At 67.8% G+C, this 24,394-nt stretch carries 27 protein-coding genes; 15 read left to right on the top strand and 12 right to left on the bottom strand.

Annotated features, from left to right (window positions below):
- The first annotated feature begins 68 nt into the window (after positions 1–68).
- The 8 genes from K7W41_RS05095 (at position 69) to rplL (ending at position 4,198) form a co-directional block, all read left to right on the top strand.
- The gene (locus tag K7W41_RS05095; protein ID WP_224605322.1) at positions 69–626 is read left to right on the top strand and encodes a pyridoxamine 5'-phosphate oxidase family protein; all 558 of its coding nucleotides are present in this window, start codon (positions 69–71) and stop codon (positions 624–626) included.
- Positions 627–781: 155 nt separating this feature from the next.
- Positions 782–949 (top strand): 50S ribosomal protein L33, encoded by a 168-nt coding sequence (gene rpmG, locus K7W41_RS05090; RefSeq protein WP_012692576.1) that lies wholly within the window; start codon positions 782–784, stop codon positions 947–949.
- A 75-nt stretch (positions 950–1,024) separates the two neighbouring features.
- Complete coding sequence (gene secE, locus K7W41_RS05085) at positions 1,025–1,204, top strand: preprotein translocase subunit SecE (RefSeq protein ID WP_224605320.1); 180 nt, start codon at positions 1,025–1,027, stop codon at positions 1,202–1,204.
- Positions 1,201–1,773, top strand: coding sequence for a transcription termination/antitermination protein NusG (gene nusG, locus K7W41_RS05080; protein ID WP_224605319.1), 573 nt, complete (start codon positions 1,201–1,203; stop codon positions 1,771–1,773). The genes secE and nusG overlap by 4 nt, the downstream gene beginning before the upstream one ends.
- A 154-nt stretch (positions 1,774–1,927) precedes the next feature.
- The gene (gene rplK / locus K7W41_RS05075) at positions 1,928–2,362 is read left to right on the top strand and encodes a 50S ribosomal protein L11 (RefSeq protein ID WP_221089541.1); all 435 of its coding nucleotides are present in this window, start codon (positions 1,928–1,930) and stop codon (positions 2,360–2,362) included.
- Positions 2,355–3,053 (top strand): 50S ribosomal protein L1, encoded by a 699-nt coding sequence (gene rplA, locus K7W41_RS05070; RefSeq protein WP_224605318.1) that lies wholly within the window; start codon positions 2,355–2,357, stop codon positions 3,051–3,053. Before rplK ends, rplA begins: the two co-directional genes overlap by 8 nt.
- Before the next feature lie 227 nt (positions 3,054–3,280).
- Positions 3,281–3,778 carry a 50S ribosomal protein L10 gene (gene rplJ / locus K7W41_RS05065; protein ID WP_221089543.1) on the top strand — a complete coding sequence of 166 codons (498 nt, stop codon included), beginning with the start codon at positions 3,281–3,283 and terminating at the stop codon, positions 3,776–3,778.
- Between the two features lie 57 nt (positions 3,779–3,835).
- Positions 3,836–4,198 (top strand): 50S ribosomal protein L7/L12, encoded by a 363-nt coding sequence (gene rplL, locus K7W41_RS05060; RefSeq protein WP_107138005.1) that lies wholly within the window; start codon positions 3,836–3,838, stop codon positions 4,196–4,198.
- Positions 4,199–4,467: 269 nt separating this feature from the next.
- Here the strand turns inward: rplL and K7W41_RS05055 are convergent, their stop codons facing one another.
- From K7W41_RS05055 to K7W41_RS05025, 7 genes are all read right to left on the bottom strand, one after another.
- The gene (locus K7W41_RS05055) at positions 4,468–5,115 is read right to left on the bottom strand and encodes a variant leucine-rich repeat-containing protein (protein ID WP_224605317.1); all 648 of its coding nucleotides are present in this window, start codon (positions 5,113–5,115) and stop codon (positions 4,468–4,470) included.
- Positions 5,073–5,405 (bottom strand): GIY-YIG nuclease family protein, encoded by a 333-nt coding sequence (locus K7W41_RS05050; RefSeq protein ID WP_224605316.1) that lies wholly within the window; start codon positions 5,403–5,405, stop codon positions 5,073–5,075. The genes K7W41_RS05055 and K7W41_RS05050 overlap by 43 nt, the downstream gene beginning before the upstream one ends.
- Positions 5,402–5,971, bottom strand: coding sequence for a DUF2239 family protein (locus K7W41_RS05045; protein ID WP_224605315.1), 570 nt, complete (start codon positions 5,969–5,971; stop codon positions 5,402–5,404). Before K7W41_RS05045 ends, K7W41_RS05050 begins: the two co-directional genes overlap by 4 nt.
- 60 nt (positions 5,972–6,031) lie before the next feature.
- Positions 6,032–6,235 carry a helix-turn-helix transcriptional regulator gene (locus K7W41_RS05040; RefSeq protein ID WP_224605314.1) on the bottom strand — a complete coding sequence of 68 codons (204 nt, stop codon included), beginning with the start codon at positions 6,233–6,235 and terminating at the stop codon, positions 6,032–6,034.
- An 8-nt stretch (positions 6,236–6,243) separates the two neighbouring features.
- Positions 6,244–6,705: a hypothetical protein gene (locus tag K7W41_RS05035; RefSeq protein ID WP_224605313.1), complete on the bottom strand. Its 462-nt coding sequence runs from the start codon at positions 6,703–6,705 to the stop codon at positions 6,244–6,246.
- Positions 6,706–7,119: 414 nt separating this feature from the next.
- The gene (locus K7W41_RS05030) at positions 7,120–7,623 is read right to left on the bottom strand and encodes a hypothetical protein (RefSeq protein WP_224605312.1); all 504 of its coding nucleotides are present in this window, start codon (positions 7,621–7,623) and stop codon (positions 7,120–7,122) included.
- Positions 7,620–8,411 carry a hypothetical protein gene (locus K7W41_RS05025; protein WP_224605311.1) on the bottom strand — a complete coding sequence of 264 codons (792 nt, stop codon included), beginning with the start codon at positions 8,409–8,411 and terminating at the stop codon, positions 7,620–7,622. The genes K7W41_RS05030 and K7W41_RS05025 overlap by 4 nt, the downstream gene beginning before the upstream one ends.
- Before the next feature lie 339 nt (positions 8,412–8,750).
- Between K7W41_RS05025 and rpoB the strand changes: the two genes are divergently transcribed.
- The 3 genes from rpoB to K7W41_RS05010 all read left to right on the top strand — a co-directional run bounded on the left by rpoB (position 8,751) and on the right by K7W41_RS05010 (position 17,802).
- The gene (gene rpoB, locus K7W41_RS05020; RefSeq protein WP_224605309.1) at positions 8,751–12,206 is read left to right on the top strand and encodes a DNA-directed RNA polymerase subunit beta; all 3,456 of its coding nucleotides are present in this window, start codon (positions 8,751–8,753) and stop codon (positions 12,204–12,206) included.
- 117 nt (positions 12,207–12,323) lie between these two features.
- On the top strand, positions 12,324–16,940 hold the full coding sequence (locus K7W41_RS05015; RefSeq protein ID WP_263489508.1) for a DNA-directed RNA polymerase subunit beta': 4,617 nt from the start codon (positions 12,324–12,326) through the stop codon (positions 16,938–16,940).
- Between the two features lie 229 nt (positions 16,941–17,169).
- Positions 17,170–17,802 (top strand): hypothetical protein, encoded by a 633-nt coding sequence (locus K7W41_RS05010; RefSeq protein ID WP_224605307.1) that lies wholly within the window; start codon positions 17,170–17,172, stop codon positions 17,800–17,802.
- Positions 17,803–17,905: 103 nt separating this feature from the next.
- Here K7W41_RS05010 and K7W41_RS05005 read toward each other — a convergent pair whose 3' ends face one another.
- From K7W41_RS05005 to K7W41_RS04990, 4 genes are all read right to left on the bottom strand, one after another.
- Positions 17,906–18,196, bottom strand: coding sequence for a DUF1905 domain-containing protein (locus K7W41_RS05005; protein WP_224605305.1), 291 nt, complete (start codon positions 18,194–18,196; stop codon positions 17,906–17,908).
- Between the two features lie 24 nt (positions 18,197–18,220).
- The gene (locus K7W41_RS05000; protein WP_224605303.1) at positions 18,221–19,879 is read right to left on the bottom strand and encodes a hypothetical protein; all 1,659 of its coding nucleotides are present in this window, start codon (positions 19,877–19,879) and stop codon (positions 18,221–18,223) included.
- 105 nt (positions 19,880–19,984) lie between these two features.
- On the bottom strand, positions 19,985–20,413 hold the full coding sequence (locus tag K7W41_RS04995; RefSeq protein WP_224605302.1) for a GNAT family N-acetyltransferase: 429 nt from the start codon (positions 20,411–20,413) through the stop codon (positions 19,985–19,987).
- A 13-nt stretch (positions 20,414–20,426) separates the two neighbouring features.
- Positions 20,427–20,933 (bottom strand): MarR family winged helix-turn-helix transcriptional regulator, encoded by a 507-nt coding sequence (locus tag K7W41_RS04990; RefSeq protein ID WP_224605300.1) that lies wholly within the window; start codon positions 20,931–20,933, stop codon positions 20,427–20,429.
- 60 nt (positions 20,934–20,993) lie between these two features.
- Here K7W41_RS04990 and K7W41_RS04985 point away from each other — a divergent pair, with 60 nt between their 5' ends.
- Entirely contained in the window at positions 20,994–21,884 is an 891-nt protein-coding gene (locus K7W41_RS04985) for an EamA family transporter (RefSeq protein WP_224605298.1), read from the top strand.
- Here K7W41_RS04985 and soxR read toward each other — a convergent pair.
- Entirely contained in the window at positions 21,857–22,300 is a 444-nt protein-coding gene (gene soxR / locus K7W41_RS04980; protein ID WP_224605296.1) for a redox-sensitive transcriptional activator SoxR, read from the bottom strand. The two genes, K7W41_RS04985 and soxR, sit on opposite strands and share 28 nt — an antisense overlap.
- Before the next feature lie 174 nt (positions 22,301–22,474).
- Here soxR and K7W41_RS04975 point away from each other — a divergent pair, with 174 nt between their 5' ends.
- The 3 genes from K7W41_RS04975 to K7W41_RS04965 are packed head-to-tail and all read left to right on the top strand — an operon-like array spanning position 22,475 to position 24,394.
- Positions 22,475–22,990: a DUF1697 domain-containing protein gene (locus tag K7W41_RS04975; protein ID WP_224605295.1), complete on the top strand. Its 516-nt coding sequence runs from the start codon at positions 22,475–22,477 to the stop codon at positions 22,988–22,990.
- On the top strand, positions 22,987–23,901 hold the full coding sequence (locus tag K7W41_RS04970; RefSeq protein ID WP_224605294.1) for a DMT family transporter: 915 nt from the start codon (positions 22,987–22,989) through the stop codon (positions 23,899–23,901). Before K7W41_RS04975 ends, K7W41_RS04970 begins: the two co-directional genes overlap by 4 nt.
- Complete coding sequence (locus K7W41_RS04965) at positions 23,894–24,394, top strand: hypothetical protein (protein ID WP_224605293.1); 501 nt, start codon at positions 23,894–23,896, stop codon at positions 24,392–24,394. Before K7W41_RS04970 ends, K7W41_RS04965 begins: the two co-directional genes overlap by 8 nt.

Below are 24,394 nucleotides of genomic sequence, written 5' to 3'. Positions count from 1 at the left end.
GACTTCACCCTTTAAAAGAGGCCCCTCTTTGGGGCCTCTTTTTTATGCTCTGCTGGCTGCTGTGCGCTATGAGCAGAAGCCTGGGCCAACAGTTGCCCGGGACCACCGCCCACCTGCGGGCGTTTATTGAGGCGCAGCCCCTCTTCTTTGTGGGCACCGCTGCCCCGGATGGCCGGGTCAATGTCTCGCCCAAGGGCCTGGACAGCCTGCGGGTGCTGGGGCCCAACCGGGTGGTCTGGCTGAGTGTGACCGGCAGTGGCAACGAAACCGCCGCCCACTTGCTGCAGCACCCCCGCATGACGCTGATGTTCTGTGCTTTTGAAGGGCCTCCCCTGATTCTGCGTCTCTATGGACGGGCCACCATGCGGCAGCCTGGAGACGAAGGCTGGGCTGGGCACCTCGCCCTGTTCCCCGCACTGCCGGGCACGCGCCAGCTGTTCGTGCTGGACGTGGATCTGGTGCAAACCTCGTGCGGCATGGCCGTTCCGCTGATGACGTTTGAGGCGCCGCGTGAGGACCTGAACCGCTGGGCCGAGCGCCAGGGCGACGAGGAACTGCACGCCTACCGGGCACGAAAAAACCGCCTGAGTCTCGACGGCTACCCCACCGGCCTGCCGCAGCGGTAGACACCTCCCCCCTGGGTCCCTATAATTCGAATGTTGCCCGCCACAAGGCGGGCTTTTACCAGCGTGGCCCCGGCCTGAGTGCCTGCGGTCCCCCGCCCCTTCAGGGACGCTGGGAGCAAAGCCGCCCCTAAAGGGCCTTTGCGAAGGAGCAGCTCATGGCGAAAGACGGCCCCCGCATCATCGTGAAAATGGAAAGCACCGCCGGCACCGGGTTCTACTACACCACCACCAAGAACCGCCGCAACACGCAGGCGAAGATGGAACTGCGCAAGTACGACCCCGTGGCCAAGAAGCACGTGGTCTTCAAAGAGAAGAAGGTCTGAGCTTCCGCGCCTGCGGGCGCTTCATGCCCGCTGTGACCAGCGGACCCCCCCTTTTTCTCTGTCGCAGGTGAACGCATGAACTTGATTCAGTACTTCCGTGATTCGCGCGCCGAACTGTCGCGCGTCTCGTGGCCCAGCCGGGCGCAGGTGCTGGAAGGCACGCAGGCCGTGCTGATCTTTGTCATCGCCCTGACCGTGATCGTCTGGATCATGGACCTCTTGTTTCACAACCTGATTCGCGCGGTGCTGCCATGAGTATCGAGTGGTACGCCGTGCACACCTACGTGGGTCAGGAAGACCGCGTGGAGCAGCACCTGATGGAACGCGCGGGCAAACTGGGCATGCGCGGCACCAAGATCTTTCAGGTGATCCAGCCGGAAGAGGAAGCCGTGGAGCTGCGCGAGGGCGGCAAAAAAGAAACCGTCCGCCGCAAACTGTTCCCAGGCTATGTCTTCGTGCAGATGGACGTGGAAGACGACGACGCCCCCGGCGAACTGGGCGAGTCCTGGGAAGTCGTGCGCGGCACCAACGGCGTGACCGGCTTCGTGGGCACCGCCACCCGCCCTGTGCCCCTCTCGCCCGACGAGGTGCAGCGTCTGCTGGCCTCGGTGGGCGTGGCGGCGCAGCCGGTGGTGGAAGAAGCGCCGCGCGTGAAGATCGACTTCAAGGCGGGCGACATGGTGCGCGTCACCAGCGGCCCCTTTGCCGACTTCAGCGGTGTGGTGAGCGAAGTGAACATGGCACAGTCCAAGGTCAAGGTGCTGGTCAGCATCTTCGGCCGCGAGACGCCCGTGGAACTCGACTTCAGCCAGGTCGCCAAGTAAACCCCGCCCGGCCCTTGGCAAAGACGCCGGGGGCCGCTACACTGAAAAAGTTGCTGTTTTCCGTTTGGGGTCACCCCGGGCGGTCAAGACGGAACTTAGCGCCATCACCCCAGCCGGCCCAGGCGCCAGCGCGGGGGAGCTAAGGAGGAACCAAATGAAGAAAGTCGCAGGGTTAGTCAAACTGCAACTCCCGGCGGGCAAGGCCACCCCGGCCCCCCCCGTGGGTCCCGCGCTGGGTCAGTACGGCGCGAACATCATGGAGTTCACGAAGGCGTTCAACGCGCAGACGGCCGACAAGGGTGACGCGATCATCCCCGTCGAGATCACGATCTACGCGGACCGCTCGTTTACCTTCATCACCAAGACCCCTCCCATGAGCTACCTGATCCGCAAGGCCGCTGGCCTGCAGAAAGGCAGCGCGACCCCCAACAAGGCCAAGGTCGGCAAGCTCAGCTGGGATCAGGTGCTGGAAATCGCCAAGACCAAGATGCCCGACCTGAACGCGGGCAGCGTGGAAGCCGCCGCCAACACCGTGGCCGGCACCGCCCGCTCCATGGGCGTGACCATTGAGGGGGCCCCCAATGCCTAAGCGTGGCAAGCGCTACGAAGCGCTGGCGGCCAAAGTGGACCGCAAGAAGCAGTACACCATCGACGAAGCCGCCGCCCTGGTCAAGGACCTGGCGACCGCCAAGTTCGACGAGACCGTGGAAGTGCACTTCCGCCTCGGCATTGACCCCCGCAAGAGCGACCAGAACGTGCGTGGCACGGTGGCGCTGCCCCACGGCACCGGCAAGACCGTGCGCGTGGCCGTGATCACCAAGGGCGACAACGTGCAGGCCGCCGAAGCCGCGGGCGCCGATGTGGTGGGCAGCGAGGACCTGATCGAGCGCATTGCCGGCGGGTTCATGGACTTCGACGCCGTGGTCGCCACCCCCGACATGATGGCGCAGGTGGGCCAGAAGCTCGCCCGTCTGCTCGGGCCGCGCGGCCTGCTGCCCAACCCCAAGAGCGGCACCGTGGGCCCCGACGTGACCGGTATGGTCAAGGGCCTCAAGGCCGGCCGCATCGAGTTCCGCAACGACAAGACCGGCGTGGTGCACGCGCCCATCGGCAAGGCCAGCTTTGAGCCCGGCAACCTCAGCGCCAACTACACCGCCCTGGTGAGCGCGCTGGAAGCCGCCAAGCCCGGCAGCGCCAAGGGCGTGTTCCTGCGCAGCGCCTTCCTGACCACCACCATGGGCCCCAGCATCGAGCTGACCCTCAGCAGCACCAGCGCCTAAACCGCGCGTTGATGGACGAAGGTTGATGGTTGACCGAAAAACCATCGACCATCAACCTTCACCCGTCAACATCCTTCTTCGGCACCCCGGTGCGCTCTCGCACCTCTCCAATCCGTTTCTATTCCGGCACCTAAGACAGCGGGGACCCTTGCCAGGTTTAAACAGCCCGCCGAGTTGCCAGGGGCGCGACCGTGCACCTGGACTCGTTCCCACCAAGGAGGTACTGCGTGGCGAACGAAAAGAACCAGCAGACCCTCAGCGCCCTGACGGGCAGCCTCTCGGGCGTCGAGTCGTTTTACGTCGTCGACTACCAGGGCCTGACCGCCGGTCAGCTGAGCAAACTGCGCAAGGACATCCGTGAAAAGGGTGGGCAGCTGATTGTTGCCAAGAACACCCTGATCAACCTCGCCCTTCAGGGCGACGGCCGTGACTTCAGCGACGCGCTGAAGGGCCCCAGCGCCATCGTGGTGGCGCAGGACGATCCCGCCGGGGTCGCCAAGGCCCTGAGCGACGCCGCCAAGGGCAACGACAAGGGCATTCCCGCCGTGAAGGCTGGTCTTGTTGAAGGCAACCGCGTGGACGTCAAGGTGATTGAGCGTCTGGCGAGCTTGGGCAGCAAGCAGAGCCTGCAGGGCGAGCTGGTGGGCGTGCTCAGCGCGCACCTCAGCAACTTCGTGGGCATCCTCGAAGCGTACAAAGAAAAACTCGAAGGCCAGGGCGCTTAAGCCCCCCGGCCTGCCCCTCACCGGGCACCCCCCACTTCAATTTCGGAGGACACAATCATGGCTTACGACAAACAAGCGCTCATCGACCAGCTCGGCCAGCTCACCATCATGGAACTCGCGGACCTCATCGACGGTCTGAAGGAAACCTGGGGCGTGACTGCCGCCGTGGCCGCCGGCCCCGCCGCTGGCCCCGCCGCCGCTGTGGAAGAGAAGACCGAATTTGACGTGGTGCTGGTGGATGCCGGCGCCAGCAAGATCAACGTCATTAAGGAAATCCGCGCCATCACCGGCCTGGGCCTGAAGGAAGCCAAGGACATGAGCGAGAAGGGCGGCGTGCTGAAGGAAGGCGCCAGCAAGGACGACGCCGAGAAGATCAAGGCCCAGCTGGAAGCCGCTGGCGCCAAGGTCGAACTGAAGTAAGTCCCCCCTCACCGGGAGTGCAGCCCCCAGCCCACGCGGCTGGGGGTTTTTAGTTGAGGCTTGGCGGCACCCATGCACCACAGGGTGGCGCTCCTCTAGCTTGGAGGGGCACTCAACTCTTGCTCGCTTGGCTCAAGTCGGAGTGCTGAGAGCGGCGTTGGCCTCACAGCGGCGGCCCGTTTTCCCCCGGAACCCACGCCGCTGCTGGTTGCCGCCCCTCACTTCATCCGCCCCACAGAGCGACCCCGAGTTTTTCCTGGCTTCTGCTCTCAGCTCCAGGGCAGCAGGCACAAGCCCAGCACAAAGGCGGCCAGCCCGCTCTGCTGCGCGCGCACCAGCACCTGCCGCACAAACACCGAAGGATCGGCCGCCAGTTGCTGGGCCACCACCGGGGGCAGGTCTGTGCGGGCGGCGATGTACATGCGCACCCCGTAGTCGGCGTCGCCGGCCAGCCGGGCAATCAGGGCGGGGGGCAACTCGGGCCGGGCCGCAATCCGCGCGCGCACCTGCCACGCCGGATGACCCACCATCTGGTCTATCTGGTGGGCGGTGAGGGCTGGGTGGGCCGCCGCCGCCGCCTGGATCTCGATGGCCGAGGCGATCAGGGCGTGCCGCAGCAGCCACGAGGGGGCGTCGGGCTGGGAGAGCAGGCGCAACAGGGTGTGCAGCGGCACGTCCAGCAGCAGCCGGGGGTGCGCCAGGCGCAGCAGCGGCAGCGCCGGGTTGGCCAGCACCTGGGCCGGGAAGGTGGCCGCTAGGTCTTCCAGCAACGCGGGCGGCGTGTTGGGGTGCGCGGCAATGGCGGCGCGCAGTTCAGGGGGCGCCCCCTGCGCCAGGCGCTCCAGTTCGGCCGCCGTGGTGCCGGGCGCCAGCGTCAGTACCGCTGGTGGGCCGGAATGTTCAGCTTCTCCTGCCATAGCGCAAGCAACTCCTTCAGGTCGTCCTGGGGGTCTTCGCCGGGACGCTGCGGCGGCAGGTCATCCAGCACTTCAAAACGGAAACTTTCGGGGCCATCGGCGGCCCAGTCGCGCTGGAGCTGCGCGTGGCGGTGCCCACGCAGCTCCAGCTCAAAGCGAATGCGGTTCAGCTGCCCCTCCACATGTGGACTGCTGCCCAGCAAGGTCCGCCCCGAGGGCAGATGGGTAATCCGGTACACCCCCATACGCGGGGTGAACGTCCGGGCAGCGCGGCGGTCCTTGACGGTCATGGGGCCGCTCCGAAGGCGGGGGCGGCCAGATACAGCGCGTGCAGGCGCAGGTCCTCGGGCCACCCTGCCACCTGGGCCTCGAAGGCCGCGCGGTCCCCGGCGTACAGGGCGCGGCTGGCGTCCTCGGCCCCGGCGAGGTCGCCGCCCATCACCGTCAGGAAGCGGTCGGCAGCGAGGCTGGCCATGCGGCGGCGCTCGCCTTCGGGGTCGGCTTTGCGGGCCTCGTCAATCAGGCGGCGCAGCGCGGCGGAGGCGCCGTTGGGATGGCTTTCCAGCCAGTCCCAGTGCCGGGGCAGCAGCGAGACCTCGCGAGACACCACCCCCAGCTTGGGCCGCCCGGGGCCCGCCTTGGCGCCGGGGGCATGCCGGGCCAGCACCTCGTCCACGGTGCCGCGCCAGTCGAAATCGGCCGGGCGGCCCGTTTCATCGTTGAACACGATCAGGGGCTGGGTGCGGGGGCCGGCCAGGGCGTCCAGCGCGGCTTTGACGGCCCGCAGCGTCTCGGGCAGTGGCCCGGTGGCCAGCCGCTGCGGACCCAGGAAAGCGGTATAGGTGTGCTGGGTCATGGCGTGATATTACCCGGGTGGAATTCAGCAACGCAATATCACCCGGGTAATAAAGATGGCCTAGCCCTCAGGCTGATACTGGAACACCTGCTCCAGCGGCCGGCCCAGCGCCGCGGCCAGCTTAAAGGCCAGTTCCAGCGACGGCGCATACTTGCCGCCTTCAATGGCAATCACGGTCTGGCGGGTCACGCCCACCTGCTGGGCCAGTTGCTGTTGGGTCATCTCGCCCGCTTCAAAGCGCAGGCGGCGAAGGTGGTTGCTCACGGGCACCCTCAGCCGTCCCGGTGGTACGACCACAGCGACACGACATTGCCCGCCACTTCGGCCAGGACGAACGACAGCAGCGCCACATGCAGCAGGGTGCCCGACACCGCCAGGGCCGCCCCGCCCGGCAGCAGCAGGACGGTGCCCCAGGTAAAGCCCAGCCCGACCAGCACGACATAGGAGGTGCGGGTGGCCCGCAAGGCGATAGCGCGGTCGCGTTCGTCTGTCAGGGCCCCCTCGGGCCCGCCTTCCAGACGGCGCCAGACCCACAGGCTCAGCGGCAGCAGCACCGCCTGAACCACGATCAGCAGGACCAAGGCTGGGCCAATGGTGGCTGTGCCCGCCAGCAGTTCGGGCCACACGAAAGCGAAATAGGGCACGTACAGGGCCAGCGTGGTCAGCAGACTCATCCACGCGGTTTTCTCCTGCACTGGCCGTTGCGGCGCCGACTCAAGGTGAGATGGGGTCATGCCCCAAAGTAAGCTAAACCAGACACGATGTCAAGGAAACCAGACATTCGGTTGTGGGAAGAGGCGTGCGGGACAGACTTCAGCGCGCTCCAACCGGCGTTCTCCAACCGTTCGGACCACTTTTGAACAATAGGAGCAGACCGGCCCTGCGGGACACGCCGTCTGGAACGCTGGGTCCGCTCAACCCCCCTCGGCGGCGCCGCGTTCCAAGCTCCACCCTCGGCGGCGCCGCTCTACCTGTCCCCCCGAAGGCGAAGGAGGAAAACAGCGGGTTCGTCGAGCCGCTCTCCGCGTACGGCCCAAACTGTCAAAAACAGTGCTTTGCGAGGTCAGGCCAAATCGAAGACCTCTCCCCTCTCGGCGCTGCCAACGGGTTAACCCGCAGATTGCCTGGGGACCTTCACAGGCACGCCCTCAAGGGGCCCAGGTTTTGGCCCACAGCCCACAGCCGTCGCGCAGGCTGAGGCGCAGGGCCTCGCCCAGCCAACGCAGGCCCAGGACATCAAAGCCGCTGCAGGTGGGGCGGGCCCGGACGGCGCCCGCGACGTTCACTTCTCCAGCGGTGCGGACGACGGTGGCCCGAAACCAGAAGGTGTCGAGCGCGCTGTATCCCTTCGGGGCATCCGTGACGATCACCACGGCGTCGCCCTGCGCAGACCAGACCTCGCCCGGCCAGAGGTTGAGGCGCTGGCCCGTGGTCGCCTCCACCCGCCAGACCTCGCACAGATTGGCGGCAATCACGCTGCCACCCGGGCACGCGGTGAGCCAGAGGTCCCCCAGCCCCAGCCGGGCCGACTGCTGGTGCAGCTCTGACGGAAAGGCGAAGGTCCAGACGGTCTGTCCCGCGTCCACCCGGCGCACCTGCTCGGGCTGGTCAGCCGTCGGCCAGCTGTGCAGGTACACCGGCGCGGCGATCACTTCAGGTCCTTCCTCAGCTCGCGGCCCAGTTGAAACCATTCGCGTTCCTGGCGGCGGTAGAGGTTTGTCGCCTTGCGCTCGGTCTTGTCCAGGGCGTCCAGCAGGGCGCGGGCCTCGTCACGCCGGCCCTGCCGCGCCAGATACGCGGCGTAGCGGGCGCGCGGCTCCTCGGTGGTGGCGGCGTTCAGGGCGTCCTTGAAGGTGGCGTCGGCCTCGGGCTTGCCCTGGGCGTCCTGGGCCTGGGCCAGCAGGGTCAGCGTGCGGGTGCGCGTGGCGGCGCTGGCCTTCAGGTCCACGCGGCGCAGCTTGTCTTCGGCCTCGGCGGCCTGCCCCCGGGCCAGATCCAGTTCGGCGCTGGTCAGCAGCACCACCGGGTCGTCGGCGTAAATGCCGCTGAGGAGCGGCTGCAAGGTGGCCTGGGCCTCATCGGGGCGCCCGGCGCGGGCCTGCAGGGCGGCCAGATCGGCGCGGCGCTGCAGGGTATCGCTTTCATCCAGTTCGGCCTGCGCCTCGCGGATGCGCAGGTCCAGAGGCTTCAGGGCCTCCACGCCGCGCGCCACTGCCCGCCCGGCCACCCGGCCGCCCCCCCGCGCGGCTGGCAGCAGCACCATGAAGGTGTACACCGCCGCGAAGGCCAGCCCGAACAGCCCGCCAAACAGCGCCCCAAACGCCAGCATGACGATCCAGTACACCTGCTGCCGCGTGACAATGGCGTGAATCAGGCCGATGATGGCGAGCACGCGCAGGGCATTGATGATCAGCGGCAGGTAGGGTTGCAGGGCGTCCACGCCCCCATGCTACGGGGCCAGGCGCCGGCACACCGGCAGATCTGCCGGCATTTCATGAAGGTGGCCGCTTGACGCCGCCCGGCCCGGTTGGGCACACTTGCCGGACACAGCTCCGCAGGGCGCCCCCACGCGCCCAGTTTGACCGGTCTGCCCCCCAGGGTGTAGACTTCCCTGTGCTGACCATGATGGGTCGGGCAGGAGTTCTTTGCGAGAAGCGGCTCGGCAAAGTTAAGCAACACGAAACGGGAACGTGGCCGGAGGGCCGCGCGTCCCGGCTGCGCCTTTTGACGCCCCAGCAAGGGCCGCAGCCAACCTCCACAGGGTGCCCCAGAGGTGGACATGAGTTTGAGCAAAAAAGGGCCGCGCATTGAGCGGTTCGGTGACATCGCGGACGTCATTCCGCTGCCCAACCTGACCGAGATTCAGGTGAACTCCTTCAAGGCCTTCCTGCAAGACGACAAGGCGCCCGACGCCCGCGATTACACGGGTCTGCAGAGTGCGTTTAAAGAAGTCTTCCCAATCGACGAAACCGAAAAGGGCCGCTCCACGGGCCTCGTGCTGGACTTCCTGGAGTACCGCCTGGGCGAGCCGCCCTACACGCCCGAAGAGTGCCGTGAAAAGGACGTCACCTACCAGGCGCCCATGTACGCCAAGCTGCAGCTGATCCACAAGGACAGCGGCCTGATCAAGGAAGACCAGGTGTTCCTGGGCGACCTGCCCCTGATGACCGAGGACGGCTCGTTTGTGATCAACGGCGCCGACCGCGTGATCATCAGCCAGATTCACCGCTCCCCCGGCGTGTACTTCACCAGCTCCTACAAGGGCATCAAGAAGATGTACACCGGCGCGATCATTCCCATGCCCAAGCGCGGCCCCTGGATCGAACTGGAGTTCGCGGGTGGCGTACTGGAAATGAAGGTGAACAAGCGCAAGTTCCCCGTGGCGATGCTGCTGCGCGTGCTGGGCTACGACGACGCCAGCCTGCGCGCCCTGTTCACGGAGTTCGAGCCGGACATGGAACTGCCCGAGGACAAGAGTGCGGGCATGGGCGCGGATGAAGCCCTGCTGCGCCTGTTCACGGTGCTGCGCCCCGGTGACCCGCCCAAGCGCGACAAGGCCATTCAGTACCTGTACGGCCTGCTGGCCGACCCCCGCCGCTACGACCTGGGCGAGCCCGGCCGCTTTAAGATGAACACCAAGCTGGGCGTGAACCGCCCCGAGCGCACCCTGCTGAACTTCCAGGACGGCAAGTTCACGGACGCCGGTCTGGTGGACACCATCCGCTACCTGATGGCGCTGCAGTACGGCCGCGAGACCGTGGGCATGGTGGACGCCGACGGCGTGATCACCGATGTGCCCGTGGCCGAGGACGACATTGACCACCTCGGCAACCGCCGCGTGCGCACCGTGGGCGAACTGCTGGCCGACCAGCTGCGCGTGGGCATGGGCCGCATGGCGCGCGGCGTGCGCGAGCGCATGCTGCTGGGCAACCCCGACGCCGCGACCCCCACCAAGCTGGTGAACAACCGCCCCATCGTGGCGGCCATGCGCGAGTTCTTCGGCCGCAGCCAGCTGTCGCAGTTCAAGGACCAGACCAACCCCCTGTCGGACCTGCGCCACAAGCGCCGCATCTCTGCGCTGGGGCCGGGCGGTCTGACCCGCGAGCGCGCCGGCTTCGACGTGCGCGACGTGCACCGGACCCACTACGGCCGCATCTGCCCGATTGAAACGCCCGAAGGCGCCAACATCGGCCTGATCTCCTCGCTGGCTTCCTACGCCAAGGTGAACGACCTGGGCTTTATTGAAGCGCCCTACCGCAAGGTGGAGGGTGGCCGCGTGACCGACGACGTGGTCTACATGACCGCCGACATTGAAGACCGTTACACCGTGGCGCAGGCGAACAGCCCGCTCAATGACGACGGCACTTTCAGCGACGAGCGCGTGCTGGCCCGCCGCAAGGGTGACCCGCTGTGGTACACCCCCGAAGAAGTGGACTACATGGACGTCTCGCCCAAGCAGATCGTCTCGATCAACACGTCCCTGATTCCCTTCCTGGAGCACGACGACGCCAACCGCGCCCTGATGGGTTCGAACATGCAGTCGCAGGCCGTGCCGCTGGTGCGGGCCGACAGCCCCGCCGTGGGCACGGGTGTGGAGCGCCGCGTGGTGACCGACAGCGGCACGAGCGTGGTCAGCGACGTGACGGGCCGCGTGACCTACGTGGACGCCCGCGTGATTCAGGTGACCCTGACCGAGGACGCCCCCAGCGTGGGCATGAATCAGGGCAACGTGCGCACCTTTGAACTCGTGCGCTTTACCCGCTCCAACCAGGGCACCAACCTCGACCAGCACCCCATCGTGGACATTGGCGACACCGTGACCGCTGGGCAAGTGATCGCCGACGGTCCTGCCAGCGACCTGGGCCGCCTCGCGCTGGGCCAGAACATCACCATCGCCATCATGCCGTTTGACGGCTTCAACTTCGAAGACGCCATCTGCATCTCTGAGGGGCTGGTGCGCAAGGACTTCTACACCTCGGTCCACATTGAAAAGGACGAGATCGAAGCCCGCGACACCAAGCTGGGGCCGGAAAAGATCACCCGCGACATCCCCGGTCTGAGTGAAGCCGCGCTGCGCGACCTCGACGAGGACGGCATCGTGCGCGTGGGCGCCGAGGTCAAACCCGGCGACATTCTGGTCGGCAAGACCAGCTTCAAGGGCGAGAGCGAGCCCACCCCCGAGGAGCGCCTGCTGCGCTCGATCTTCGGTGAAAAGGCCCGCGAAGTGAAGGACACCTCGCTGCGCGTGCAGTCCGGCCAGGGCGGCATCGTGGTGAAGACCGTGCGCTTCCGCCGCGGTGACGAAGGCGTGGACCTGAAGCCCGGCGTGCGCGAAATGGTGCGCGTGTACGTGGCCCAGAAGCGCCAGCTGCAGGTGGGCGACAAGGTGGCCAACCGCCACGGGAACAAGGGCGTGGTCTCCAAGATCATGGCCCCCGAGGACATGCCCTACCTGGAAGACGGCACCCCCGTGGACCTCGTGTTCAACCCGCTGGGCGTGCCCAGCCGCATGAACCTGGGCCAGATTCTGGAAACCCACCTGGGTGAAGTGGCGCGCCTGACCGGCCAGAAGTTCGAAACCCCCGTGTTCGACTCGGTGACCGAGGCGACCATCAAGGAAATGCTGGAAGTGGCCGCCGCCGAGCGCATCCAGGCCCGCAAGGACGAAGGCTTCGAGCTCGACAAGCGCGAGCAGGAAGTGCTGGACCGCGCCGCCAAGCTGGGCGTCATCCGTGACGCGCAGGGCGATTACGAGAAAGCCCAGATGGAACTGTCGCGCACCGGCAAGAGCGTGCTGTACGACGGCCGCACCGGCGAGCCCATCTCGGGCCCCGTGGTGGTCGGCACCATGTACGTGATGAAGCTGTACCACATGGTGGAAGACAAGCTCCACGCCCGCTCCACCGGCCCGTACAGCCTGATTACCCAGCAGCCGCTGGGCGGCAAGGCGCAGTTCGGCGGTCAGCGCTTCGGGGAAATGGAAGTGTGGGCGCTGGAAGCGTACGGCGCCGCGCACACCCTGCAAGAAATGCTGACGATCAAGTCCGACGACATTGACGGCCGTGACGCCGCTTACCAGAGCATCGTCAAGGGCGAGGAAGTCTCGGGCAGCACCATCCCCGAGTCCTTCAAGGTGCTCGTGAAAGAGCTGCACTCGCTGGGTCTGGACGTGGAAGTCCTCGACAACGGCGACCGCGCCGTGGACATCTTTGAAGGAATGATGCCGAAACGCTGAGCGCGTCCGCGCTGCGCGTTGTTTCAGGTTGAAAGTTGATGGTTGATAGAGAACAGCGCATCTTCCCTCTCCATCAACTTTCTCCCATCCACCATCACCATTCTCCGAAGGAGAATCATGAAAGATTTCAACAAAGTTCGTATCGCCATTGCCAGCCCGGAGAAGATCCGCGAGTGGAGCTTTGGCGAGGTCGAAAAGCCCGAAACGATCAACTACCGCACCCTGAAGCCCGAGCGCGAAGGTCTGTTCGACGAGCGCATCTTCGGGCCCCAGAAGGACTACGAGTGCGCCTGCGGCAAGTACAAGCGCCAGCGCTACGAGGGCAAGGTCTGCGAGCGCTGCGGCGTCGAAGTGACGAGCAGCAAGGTGCGCCGCTACCGCATGGGTCACATTGACCTGGCGACCCCCGCCGCGCACATCTGGTACGTCAAAGACACGCCCAGCAAGATCGGCACGCTGCTGGACCTGAGCGCCGGCCAGCTGGAAAAGGTGCTGTACTTCAGCTCCTTCCTGGTGACCGACCCCCGCAACGCCCAGAAGGACGGCCGCCCCCTGAAGCGCGGCGAGCTGCTCTCGGACGACGAGTACCGTGAACTGCGCTTTGGCCGTCAGGAAACCTACGCCCTGACCGGCGGCGCCGAAGCCGAAGTGCGCGACGGCGAGTACGTGACACGCGGGCAGATTCTGGGCGGCAACGTGGTCTCCAAGATGGACGGTCTGGCCCAGTACCGCTTCCCCCGCCGCGCCGTGATCGCCTACGCCGAAGAGCAGCCCGCCACCCTGCCGCTGCCCGCCGAGGCGCTGGTGGAGCAGGACACCTTCCGCGCCGGTGAGATTCTGGCCGAGCTGGAAAGTGACGTGCAGATCACCGCCCCCGTGAACGGCACTGTGGTGCTGCACGAGATGGGCGAGGACAGCGTGCTCGTGGAACTGCGCGAGGGTGTGGACGAGGAAGGCAGCCCCAGCGGCGAAGTGCTTGCGCGCGTGTACGTGCCGCACGGCATGAACGTGGGGGTTGTGCACGGCGAGATCGTGGACGCGGGCGCGGTGCTGGCCGAGGCCTCGGCGGGCAGCCGCCTGCGCGTGAGCCGTGACAGCCGCCTGAGCGGCGTGACCTTCCCCAAGAAGGGCGACGTGAAGGTCACGGCCCACTGGACCCGCCGCGCCGAGTACCCCATCAACCCCACCATGCATGTGCTGGTCGGGGACGGCAGCGAGGTGCGCCGGGGCCAGAAAGTCATCGGCGCCATTGACGTCGAAGAGCAGGTCACGGCCGAGGCCGACGGCGTCATCACCCTGCACAACCCCGCCAGCATCATCGTCTCCAAGGCCAAGGTCTACACCTACGAGGACGAGCCCCTGGTCGTGAACGGCGACCGCGTGGAGCCGGGCGACGAACTGGCCGACAGCGGCGAACTGCGCAGCGAGATCTCGGGCCGCATCGAGATTGACCTCGTGCGCAAGCAGGTGCGCGTCATCGAGTCCTACGACTTCGAAGCCAAGATGGGCGCCGAAGCCGTCAAGGAACTGCTCGACGACCTGAACCTCGACACGCTGGAAGCCGAGCTGAACGAGATGATGAAGGACAGCTCGCGCCACAAGCGTGCCAAGGCCCGCAAGCGGCTGGAAGTCACCCGCGCCTTCAAACGCAGCGGCAACAACCCCAGCTGGATGATCCTGAACACCGTGCCGGTGATGCCGCCTGATCTGCGCCCCATGGTGCAGGTGGACGGGGGCCGCTTCGCCACCAGTGACCTGAACGACCTGTACCGCCGCCTGATCAACCGCAACAACCGCCTGAAGAAGCTGATGAGCCAGGGCGCGCCGGACATGATCATCCGCAACGAGAAGCGCATGCTGCAAGAAGCGGTGGACGCGCTGATCGACAACGGCCGCCGTGGCAGCCCCGTGACCAACCCCGGCTCTGACCGCAGCCTGCGCTCGCTGACCGACCTGCTGGGCGGCAAGCAGGGCCGTTTCCGCCAGAACCTGCTGGGCAAGCGCGTGGACTACTCCGGCCGCTCGGTGATCGTGGTGGGCCCGCAGCTCAAGCTGCACCAGTGCGGTGTGCCCAAGCGTATGGCGCTGGAACTCTTCAAGCCCTTCCTGTTCAAGGTGCTCGAAGAGAAGGGCGAAGTCACCAACATCAAGCAGGCCCGCAAGATGCTCGAGCGCTACCGCGACACCCGCGACAGCGTCTGGGACGCCCTGGAAGAGGTCATTGAAGACAAGGTCGTGCTGCTCAACCGCGCGCCCACCCTGCACCGACTGGGCATTCAGGCCTTCGAGCCGGTGCTGGTGGAAGGCCAGTCCATCCAGCTGCACCCGCTGGTCTGTGAAGCCTTCAACGCCGACTTCGACGGCGACCAGATGGCCATTCACGTCCCCCTGAGCGCCCAGGCGCAGGCCGAAGCGCGCATTCAGATGCTCAGCGCCCACAACCTGCTCTCGCCCGCCAACGGCGAGCCCAACGTGAAGCCCAGCCGCGACATCATCCTCGGCATCTTCACGCTGACCCTGCTGCGCAAGGACAACCTGGGTGCCGGCACCGAGTTCGCGGACGCCCAGGAAGCCCTCGCCGCCCTGGACAACGGCAAGGTGGCCCTGAACAGCCCCATCACGGTGGCGGGCCAGGACACCAGCCCCGGCCGCCTGAAGTACGTCTTCTCCAACCCCGACGAGGCCATCATGGCCGTCGAGCGCGGCGAGATTGACCACCAGGACCATGTCCGCATCCGCCTGAACGGCGTGACCTACGACACCAGCGCCGGGCGCGTGATGTTCCGCCGCATTGTGCAGGAAGCCCTAGGGCACCAGGCCCACCTCGTGGACACCCTGGTGAACCTGGAAACCGCCTACGAAAAAGACCACCTGAAAGACATGGTCATGGCGTGCTTCAAGCACCTGGGCATTGAAGCCACCGCTGGCCTGCTCGACGGCCTGAAGGACGCGGGCTTCAAGCTCTCCACGACCTCGGGCATCACGATTGGCATTGACGACATCGTGATTCCGCCCGCCAAGGCCGAGATTCTGGCCGAAGCGGACGCCAAGGTGGCGGAAATCGAGCAGAACTTCGAGTTCGGCTTCATGACCGAAGAAGAGCGCTACAAGCAGGTTGTGCAGCTCTGGAACGACACCAAGGACGAAGTGAAGAACGCCATGTTCGACAACTTCGGCCAGAACTACCCCTTCAACCCGCTGTGGATCATGAGCCTGTCGGGCGCGCGTGGTAACGCCCAGCAGATCACGCAGCTCGCCGGGATGCGCGGCCTGATGGCCCGCCCCGACGGCAGCACCATTGAAGTGCCGATCCGCGCGTCCTTCCGTGAGGGCCTGTCGGTGCTGGAGTACTTCATCTCCACCCACGGCGCCCGTAAGGGTGGGGCCGATACCGCGCTGCGCACCGCCGACTCGGGCTACCTGACCCGCAAGCTGGTGGACGTGGCCCACGAAGTGGTCGTGCGCGATGTGGACTGCGGCACCACCGATTACACCTCCATGCCGCTGGGCGCGCTGGACGAGCGCACCGGCGAGTGGCGCACCCGCAAGGCCAGCGAGATCGAAACCAGCATCTACGGCCGCACCCTGGCCGACGCGGTGGAGGTCGAAGGCCGCACCATCGAGGCCGGCGAGATGCTGAGCCTGGAAGATGTGAAGGCCATCACCCGGGGCGCCAAGGGGCTGCAGAGCGTCTTCGTCCGTACCCCACTGAACTGCCGCGTCAAGAGCGGCGTGTGCCAGAAGTGCTACGGCTACGACCTCTCGCAGGCCAAGCCCGTGAGCATGGGTGAAGCCGTGGGCGTGGTGGCCGCCGAGTCCATCGGTGAGCCCGGCACGCAGCTGACCATGCGCACCTTCCACACTGGGGGCGTGGCCGGCAGCGGCGGCGGTGACATCACCATGGGTCTGCCCCGCGTGATCGAGCTGTTCGAGGCCCGCAAGCCCAAGACCAGCGCGGCCGTGGCCGACCGCGACGGCACCGTGCGCATCGAGGAAGAAGAAGAGCGTTACCTCGTGCGCATCGAGGCCGACGACGACCAGTACTCCAGCAAGACCGCCACGAAGATCAGCAAGGGCCTGCGCATGATCGTGCGCGACGGCGACCGCGTGGAGGCCGGCCAGGCCCTGACGCGCGGCGCCATCAACCCCCACGACCTGCTGCTGTACAAGGACACCGACGCCGCCCAGCGCTACCTGGTGGAAGAAGTGCAGCGTGTGTACCGCAGCCAGGGCGTGAAGGTGCACGACAAGCACATTGAGATCATCGTGCGCCAGATGCTGCGCTGGGTCGAAGTGACCGACGGCGGCGACACCGAACTGCTCGAAGGCCAGACCGTCGAGCGCTGGGAAGTGGACCAAGCCAACGACGCGCTGGAAGAGGGCCAGACCCCGGCCAGCTGGAAGCCGGTGCTGCTGGGCATCACCAAGAGCAGCCTGACCACCAAGTCGTGGCTGTCGGCGGCGAGCTTCCAGCACACCACCCATGTGCTGACCGAAGCCAGCATGAAGGGCCAGGTGGACGACCTCATCGGCCTGAAGGAGAACGTCATCCTGGGCAAGCTGATTCCCGCTGGCACGGGCCTGATGACCGTGCGCGAGATGCAGGTGGCCGACGACCGCACGCTGGAGAAGTACGGCGAAGGCAGCACCAGCACCGACGCCGTGACCGGCGACCGCTCCTACGACGACACCCGCCCCGGCACCGTGAACGACAACGTGACGTACACGAGCTAAAAGCGAGCAGCTGGCTGATAGCGGAGAGCTGAAGGCCAGAACAAAAGCCCCCACCTGGGAACGGGTGGGGGTTTTCTCTTGGGGAGATGCGCGCGTGAACGGTGCCGTGCTCCGCTAGCATCCGGTCATGTTGAAGTGGATGCCCTGGGTCCTCGCTGCTTTCCCTCTTCTGGCTGGAGGGGCCCCCGCTCAGGGCTATGTGCCCACTACCTTCAGCACAGGAGAAAAGGTGGCCCTGGCCTGCGCCTGGGCCGGTGAGCGCTACAGGGCCCAGACGTTCAGCAATTTCCAGCTGTCCTGCTTTGATGCCAAGCTGGGCACCCTGCAGGTCTTGAAAGACGACCACATGAAGGTCAATCCTGCTGACTATTCGGCCACCATTCTCGCTCTGGACCAGGGTGTGACCATCCTCGTCCGGTCCAGCGGGGGCGCGTGGGAGATCCACAGGGGCAGGCGCGGGGGGCAGGACGCTGGGGGGTTCCTCATGCCAGCCGGGCTGGAAGGCCGTGTGTCCCCAGCGGACCGCGAGGCCATCGCGTGGGCCAAAACCTGCTTCACCGCCTTGATGCTCCACCAAGGCCAGACCTACGACTTCAATGCGTTCAGGGCAGGCACCACCTGCCAGGACAGGGCGCTGAAGCTGGTGCCTGAAGCCTATGCGCCGCTGAAAAAAGCAGCCCGGTTGAGCCTCACCACGGAACTCTGGACGGCTGAGAGTTCAAAGGGGGACTTTTCAGCCACCGTCAACGTGCAGTCCTCATCTGGCCGCTGCTTCACCGTGAATCTCAGCCTGCCTGACCGCGCTTCTCCGCTGACGGCCGTGCCGAAGCTCTCGGCGGGCCGCACCCCGAAGAAGCCCTGACCGCGAAGCCCAGAGGCGTTGAGGATGGTCCTCTTTCGCACCTCTGCGGCAGAGGCACGTCTGTCATGGGCAGCAGCCTGAGCGGGGCCAGGGGGCCGGTGGATCAGCCTACCGTGAGGGTCAGCGTGACCGTCTGCCCCTCTTCCACCCCTTCTGCGCGGCGGGCGGCCACCTTGACCGGCACCAGATAGCCGCCCTTTTTTGGGAAAAGAGAGGTCTTGAACGTGGTCTGGCCGATCTGCACCTGGGCCGGAATCATGCCCCAGCCGTAGGTGACCAGCCGCGAGAGGTCCCGAATGGCCGCCGCTTCGGCCTCGGGCACCGCCACGAAGTAATGGGGCGCCGGGCCCGCCCAGTGGAAGAGCGGGCCACTGAACTGCAGCTGAAGGCTCACCCCCTCAGCCTAGCGGCAAGGACATCAAGGGGTCACATTGAGCGACAGGACCGTGTACCCCACAAACTGTCCCCCCTGACGGAAAGTCAGCCTCATACCGTCCTGGTATGTGGCCATGCCCGCTGCAGCCGAGAAGGTCAGGGTGGTGGACAGGGCCTGCGCGCCTACCCCCTGGGCCGTCAGGGCGGGAAAGGTGAGGGTGCCGGGGGTGACCGTTATGCCGGGCACGTTCGTGTCCACCGTGACGGAGCCACTGAGCGTGCCCCTTTGCAGAAAGTCAAAGGGCACGGCCACCGACCCGCCGGCCCGGAGCGTCAGGTCTGCACCATAGACCGGCGTCTTCACCTGCACCCCCGGGGCCTGCTGGGCCAGTCGCAGGCGCGTGCGGGTGCCGGCAGGCAGCGAGCGCGACGTGATGATGATGTCGTCTCCAACACTGGCAGCCCGCTCGGTGATCAGGTTCCAGCCGCGCTGCAGGCTCAGGTCGTAGCGGTAAGACCCTTCAGGGAACCCGCTGCAGGTCGCGGTGCCCTTCAGCCGCAGGGGCGCGTCGGCGTACAGGCGCCGGACCGCGCTGCCGTCGGGCGCCTGTTCGTGCAGGGGGGCCAGCACGTCGCCCTGGGCCGTCTGGAACCTCAGGAAGGCGGTGGACACATTGACATTGGCGGCGCTCTGCTCGCCCTGCACGGTGCAGTCCGGGCCCAGCAGGGGCGCCAGCTGAGCAGCGGCAGGCGCCTGCAGCGGCAAGTGCACCCCCCCAGCAGCCGACACTGGCGCCGAGGCCAGCGGCACCCAGTCGCCCACCTGGGGGTCCAGGACCTGCTGGGTCAGGGTGAACGTGCTGCCGCCCGCCCAGCCCGAGACCGTCCCGCTGACCACAGCGGGGTCTGCGGGCCGACCCACCTCGGAGGGGGTCACGTCCTCGGCCGCCGTGAACATCAGACTGAAGCTGAACGGCTGCCCCCTGGGGTTGCTGCGGTCAATGGGCAGGTCCACGGCGAAGGTCACGGGCACCGTGGCGCCGGGGCCCAGGGTCTCGGCGGCCAGCCAGCCCTGGTTCTGGACGGTCATGCTGAGCCCGGCTGGCGCTGCCGCGCCCAGGTTCGTCACGTTGAGAAAGCGGATGAATGGGGTGGCGGCCACGTTGTCGCTGCTCTCCCCTGTTCGCACATCCACCTGCTGGCCCTGCACAGGGCGAATGGCCGCTGCCTGCGCCGAGGCGTCACTGCCATCGAATAGGCGCACGCCACGGAAAGGCGTGCCCGCCACGGTGGGGGCGGTGGCGTTGTTGCCCGGATCGCCGTCGGTGTCGGTGAGCACCACCGGCAGCAGGGTGAGGTTCTGCAGGCTGGCTCCACTGACATTGGTGGCGGCGAAGGTGGTGCTGATGTGGCGAACAGCCGCGCCGTCCTTCGTGGTGGTGAAGGTCTGCGTGGTGATGGCCTGCGCGCCCAGCTGCAGGGGGTCACCCGCAGCGGTGAGGCGCTGGGCCTGCAGGGCGCCGGGCACCACGCGGCGCAGGCTGGCCTGCCCCACGCCCTCCGGGCTGACCTGAACCTGCAGTTCGTAAAGCCCGCGCGTTGCTGCCGGGCCGGGGCCGGGGCTGACGGGGACGGGCAGGGGCGTGGGGCTGCAGGCAGACAGCAGGGCCAGCAGGCCCGCCAGAGACCAGGCTTTGTTCATGAACAGCTCCTTGGAGACGCGACAGGGCTAGGAAACAGACTGGCGCCACCCTAGCGCAGCGTGCCCGGCCGCGCAGCCCAAGTTGCCCAGGCCCCTGCTGGGGGATCAGTCCGCCGTGGGGCCGCCCAGGACCAGCAGCATCTCGCCGCCCCGGTCGGCAAAGCCCAGCGACTCGTACAGGCCGCGGCCCATCTCGCTCGTGCCCAGGCTGACGCGGGTGATCCCCCTGGCCTGGGCCGCCCCCAGGCACGCCTGCACCAGCGCGCGGGCGTGGCCCTGGCGGCGACAGTCCGGGTGGGTCCAGACATTCACCAGCCGCGCCCGCCACGGTTGTGGGTCGTGACGGCTGGGACCCCACTCCAGCAGGGTCAGGCCGGCCCCGGCGACCACGGCGCCCGCCTGTTCCAGCACGAACCCCAGGTACAGGCCCCGGGTCATGGCCCCCGCCACCCACGCGGCGTAGGGGGCGCGCTCGGCCCAATCGGCGTCTTGTGGGTAGCGGTGGGCGGCGATCACCGGGGCGTCCGCTGGCACGGTGGAGCGCACCTCAGGCCAGGCCCTGGGCTTCGGCGTGGGCGATCAGTTTGCGCAGCAGCCCCTCAAAGGACCGCCGCTCTTCGGGGGTTAGGGCCGCCAGCAGCTGCTCTTCAAAGGCCAGATGCTCGGGCAGGTGGGCCTGCACCAGGGCGCGCCCCGCGTCCGTCAGGGCCAGGCGCCACGAACGGCGGTCCTGGGGGTCCAGGGTGCGGGTAAGCAGCCCACGCGCTTCCAGGCGGTCGGCGCTGCCTGTCACCGTGGCGGGCGAGACCGCCAGCAGCGCCGCCACCTCGCTGGCCGGCAGGCCCTCCGGGGGCGCCGAGCGGTAGAGGGTAAACAGCAGGTCACGGGTGCCAGAGGTCAGGTCGGCGCGTGCGGCGGTCGAGCGCACCGCGTCGCCCAGCAGCGCGTGGGCGCGGCTGAAGGTGATGAAGGTCAGCATGGGTGCCGGGTCCACCTCGGGCGCCCGCTGGGCCCAGTCGCGGCGAATGCGGTCCAGCAGGGCGAGGGTGGACATGGCGGCAGTATAAGAGGCCCACCTAATTTGCCCCCAAATATTTTGGGTATAAAATACCTTATGCGTCTCTCTCCCCTGCTGCTGGCTGCCCTGGCCCCCCTGAGCTGGGGCACAAGTTACGTGGTGCTGGAACGCCTGGAGCCGATGGGCCCCACCACCGCCGCCGCGCTGCGGGCGCTGGGGGCAGGTCTGCTGCTGCTGGCGCTGGTGCGGCAGTTGCCCCGGGGTGAGTGGTGGTGGAAAAGTGCGCTGCTGGGCGCCCTGAACTTTGGTCTGTTTTTTGGCACGCTGTTTGTGGGGGCCAGCCGACTGGGCGGCGGAGTAACCGCCACGCTGGGGGCGCTGGGCCCGCTGCTGATCCTGGGGTTCAACCTCCTGGCACTGGGGCAGCGCCCGGAACGGCACACGCTGGGGGCGGCGCTGCTGGGGCTGGTGGGCGTGGCCTTGCTGGTGCTGGGGCCCGGCGCGCGGCTGGACGCCCTGGGGCTGGCGGCGGGGCTGCTGAGCGTGGTGGCGGCCTCGGGCGGGTATCTGCTGGCGGGGGCCTGGGGCACGCCGCCGGGCACCAGCCTGCTGGCCGTGACCGCGTGGCAGCTGTGCTGGGGCGGGCTGCTGCTGGTGCCCGCCGCGCTGCTGGCCGACGGCGGCCTACCGCCCCTGCCCACTGCCGCCCAGTGGCCACTGCTGGCCTACCTGATCGTGGTGGGCACCGCCCTGGCCTACGCGCTGTGGTTCCGGGGCATTGCGCAGACCTCGCCGGTGCAGGTGTCGCTGCTCACGCGCCTGAGCCCGGCCACGGCCCTTCTGCTGGACCTGTGGCAAGGCCACCGGCTGGGCGCGCTGCAGTGGGGCGGGCTGGCCCTGATCGCCCTGAGCTTCGTGCCGCCCCGGTCACCCCGGGCCCGGCCGGTGGCAGGCGCCCCTCAGCCCAGGCCCGTACGCCCCGGGTGACGCTGCCCGAAGTGGTCATCCGGGTTGTGCAGCGCGCAGGTGTCCAGCGACAGGCAGCCGCAAGCAATGCAGCCGCTCAGGTCGTCGCGCAGGCGCTGCAGCAGGGCAATGCGGGCGTCCAGCTCGGCCTGCCAGCCCGCCGCCAGGGCCGCCCAGTCGGCAGCAGTGGGCACCCGCCCGCCGGGGAGGGTCTCCAGCGCCGCGCGAATCTGGGCCAGCGGCACGCCCACCCGCGCCGCCGCGCGGATAAAGGCCAGTCGGCGCAGCGTGTCGCGCCCGTAGCGCCGCTGCCTGCCCGCCGTGCGGGTGCTGGTGATCAGACCTTCGCGCTCGTAGTGGTGCAGGGCGCTGACCGCGAGGCCGCTGCGGGCCGAGAGTTCAGCGGGCGTCAGGCGTGTCGGCGTCAGGGGTGTCATAGGCTTACCTCTTGACCTCAAGTGTACTTGAGGTTCTAGGGTGGTGGCATGACCCCTCTTCCCTGGCTGTCCCCAAGTTTGCTGCGGCGCCTGCGCCTCAACAGCCCCGACCCGCCCCGTCCAGTGAACCGCCGCGCGCCCCGAAAGGGCCCGCCACCTGATACAACGGCAGGCATGAGGTTCGTTGCCCTGCTGCACGCCGTCAACCTGGGCAAGGCGCGCAAGGTGAACATGGCCCAGTTGCGCGCCCTGCTGGGCACGCTGGGCCTCAGCGGCGTGCAGACCTACATTCAGAGCGGCAACGCCCTGTTTGACGCTGACCCGGACCCCGAGCTGGGCCTGAAGCTGGAAACCGCCCTGGGCGCCCATTTTGGCTTTTCCATTCCGGTCACCCTGCGCACGGCCGACGACTGGCAGCAGACCGCGCGGGCTTGCCCCACCGACCTTCTGACCGAGCCGGTGACCGTGGCCTTTCTGACCCGCCAACCGGCCCCGGACGCGGTGGCTGCCTTGCAGGCGCGCGACGTCCGCCCGGAACGCTGGGCCCTGGTGGGCCAGCAGGTGTACCAGACAGTGCCGGAAGGCACGCGGAACCTGCGCCTGTCCCAGGCGGTGCTGACCCGGGTGCTGGGGGTGCCGTGCACGGCGCGCCACTGGCGCACGGTGCAGGCCATCGCCGAGCAGCTGTGAGCGCGGCGCCCCGCTTAAAGGCGGCCGTGCTGGGCGCGGCCCCGCTGCTGTTCGTGCTGCTGTGGAGCACCGGCTTTCTGGGGACCAAGGGCGCGGCCCGCAACGCCGATCCCTTCGCGTTTCTGACCGTGCGCTTCGTGCTGGCCGCGCTGCTGATGGCGGCGCTGACCGCCGGCCTGCGCGCCCCCTGGCCCACCCGGGCCCAGGCTGGGCGGGCCGCCGTGACGGGGCTGCTGCTGCACGCGGGCTACCTGGGCGGCGTCACGGTGGCGATCCGGCTGGGGCTGCCTGCTGGGGTGACCAGCGTGCTGGTGGGCCTGCAACCCCTGCTGACCGCGCTGCTGTCGGGGCCCGTGCTGGGCGAAACGGTCACTGCGCGGCAGTGGACCGGGCTGGGGCTGGGGTTTGCCGGCGTGCTGCTGGTGGTCGCGGGGCGCCCAGGGGGAGGCGGCACCCTGAGCCAGGGGGCGCTGCTGGCCGCTGGCGTCGCCCTGGCCTGCACCACGGCCGGCACCCTGTACCAGCGCCGCTTTGGGGCCGGCATGCCGCTGCTGGGCGGCACCACGGTCCAGTACCTCGCCAGTGCCGGGCTGGTGGGCGGCCTCCTGCTGGCCCAGGGCGGGGGCACCATCCACTGGAACACCGAATTCATCCTGTCGCTGACGTGGCTGGTGCTGGTGCTGTCGGTGGGGGCCATTTTGCTGCTCATGCGGCTGCTGCGCGACCTGCCAGCGGCGCAGGTGGGCAGCCTGTTCTATCTGGTGCCGCCGCTGGCGGTGCTGGAAGCCTTCGTGCTGTACGGCGAGCGCCTGGGGTGGTGGTCGCTGCTCGGGCTGGCGCTGTGCGTGCTGGGGGTGGCGCTGGCGGCGCAACCGGCGGCCCCCCCGGCGCGTACTGCCGGGCATGGGTGAACTGCACGGCCGCATCGGGGGCGTTTCTCTGGGCTACGATCTGCACGCCAGCTGGGATGGTCGGCAGCTTTCGGGCCGCATCGGCGGGCGCTTTGAGGGCAAGGACATTGAGCTCAGCGTGAACGCCGGGGGCGTGGAGGGGCGTATTGGCGGCACCTTCGCGGGCTTTGACGCCGTGGGGGAGCTAAGCCCCCAGGCTGTTCACGTTCGCCTGGGCGGACGCATCGACGGAGACGACGTGCACCTGCAGCTGGGCGGCGCCCAGGTCCAGGGCCGCTTCTCGGGCCGCCTGGACGGCAAGGACGTGGCCCTGACCCAGGACGGCGCGCGCCTGCACGGCCGCATTGGAGGCCGGTTTGAAGGCAAGGATGTGGACCTGACCACGGGCGGCGTCCCGCTGGAGGTCGCGGCCCTGGCGGCGGTGTGCGCCTATAAGGCCCTGGAAGACCAGCAGGCGCAGGCGGCCTCGGCGAATTCAGGTCCGTCCAACTGA

The sequence above is a fragment of the Deinococcus multiflagellatus genome, assembly GCF_020166415.1.
In the GTDB taxonomy this organism is placed as follows: Bacteria; Deinococcota; Deinococci; order Deinococcales; family Deinococcaceae; genus Deinococcus; species Deinococcus multiflagellatus.
This window is presented reverse-complemented; position numbering and strand designations above follow the sequence as displayed.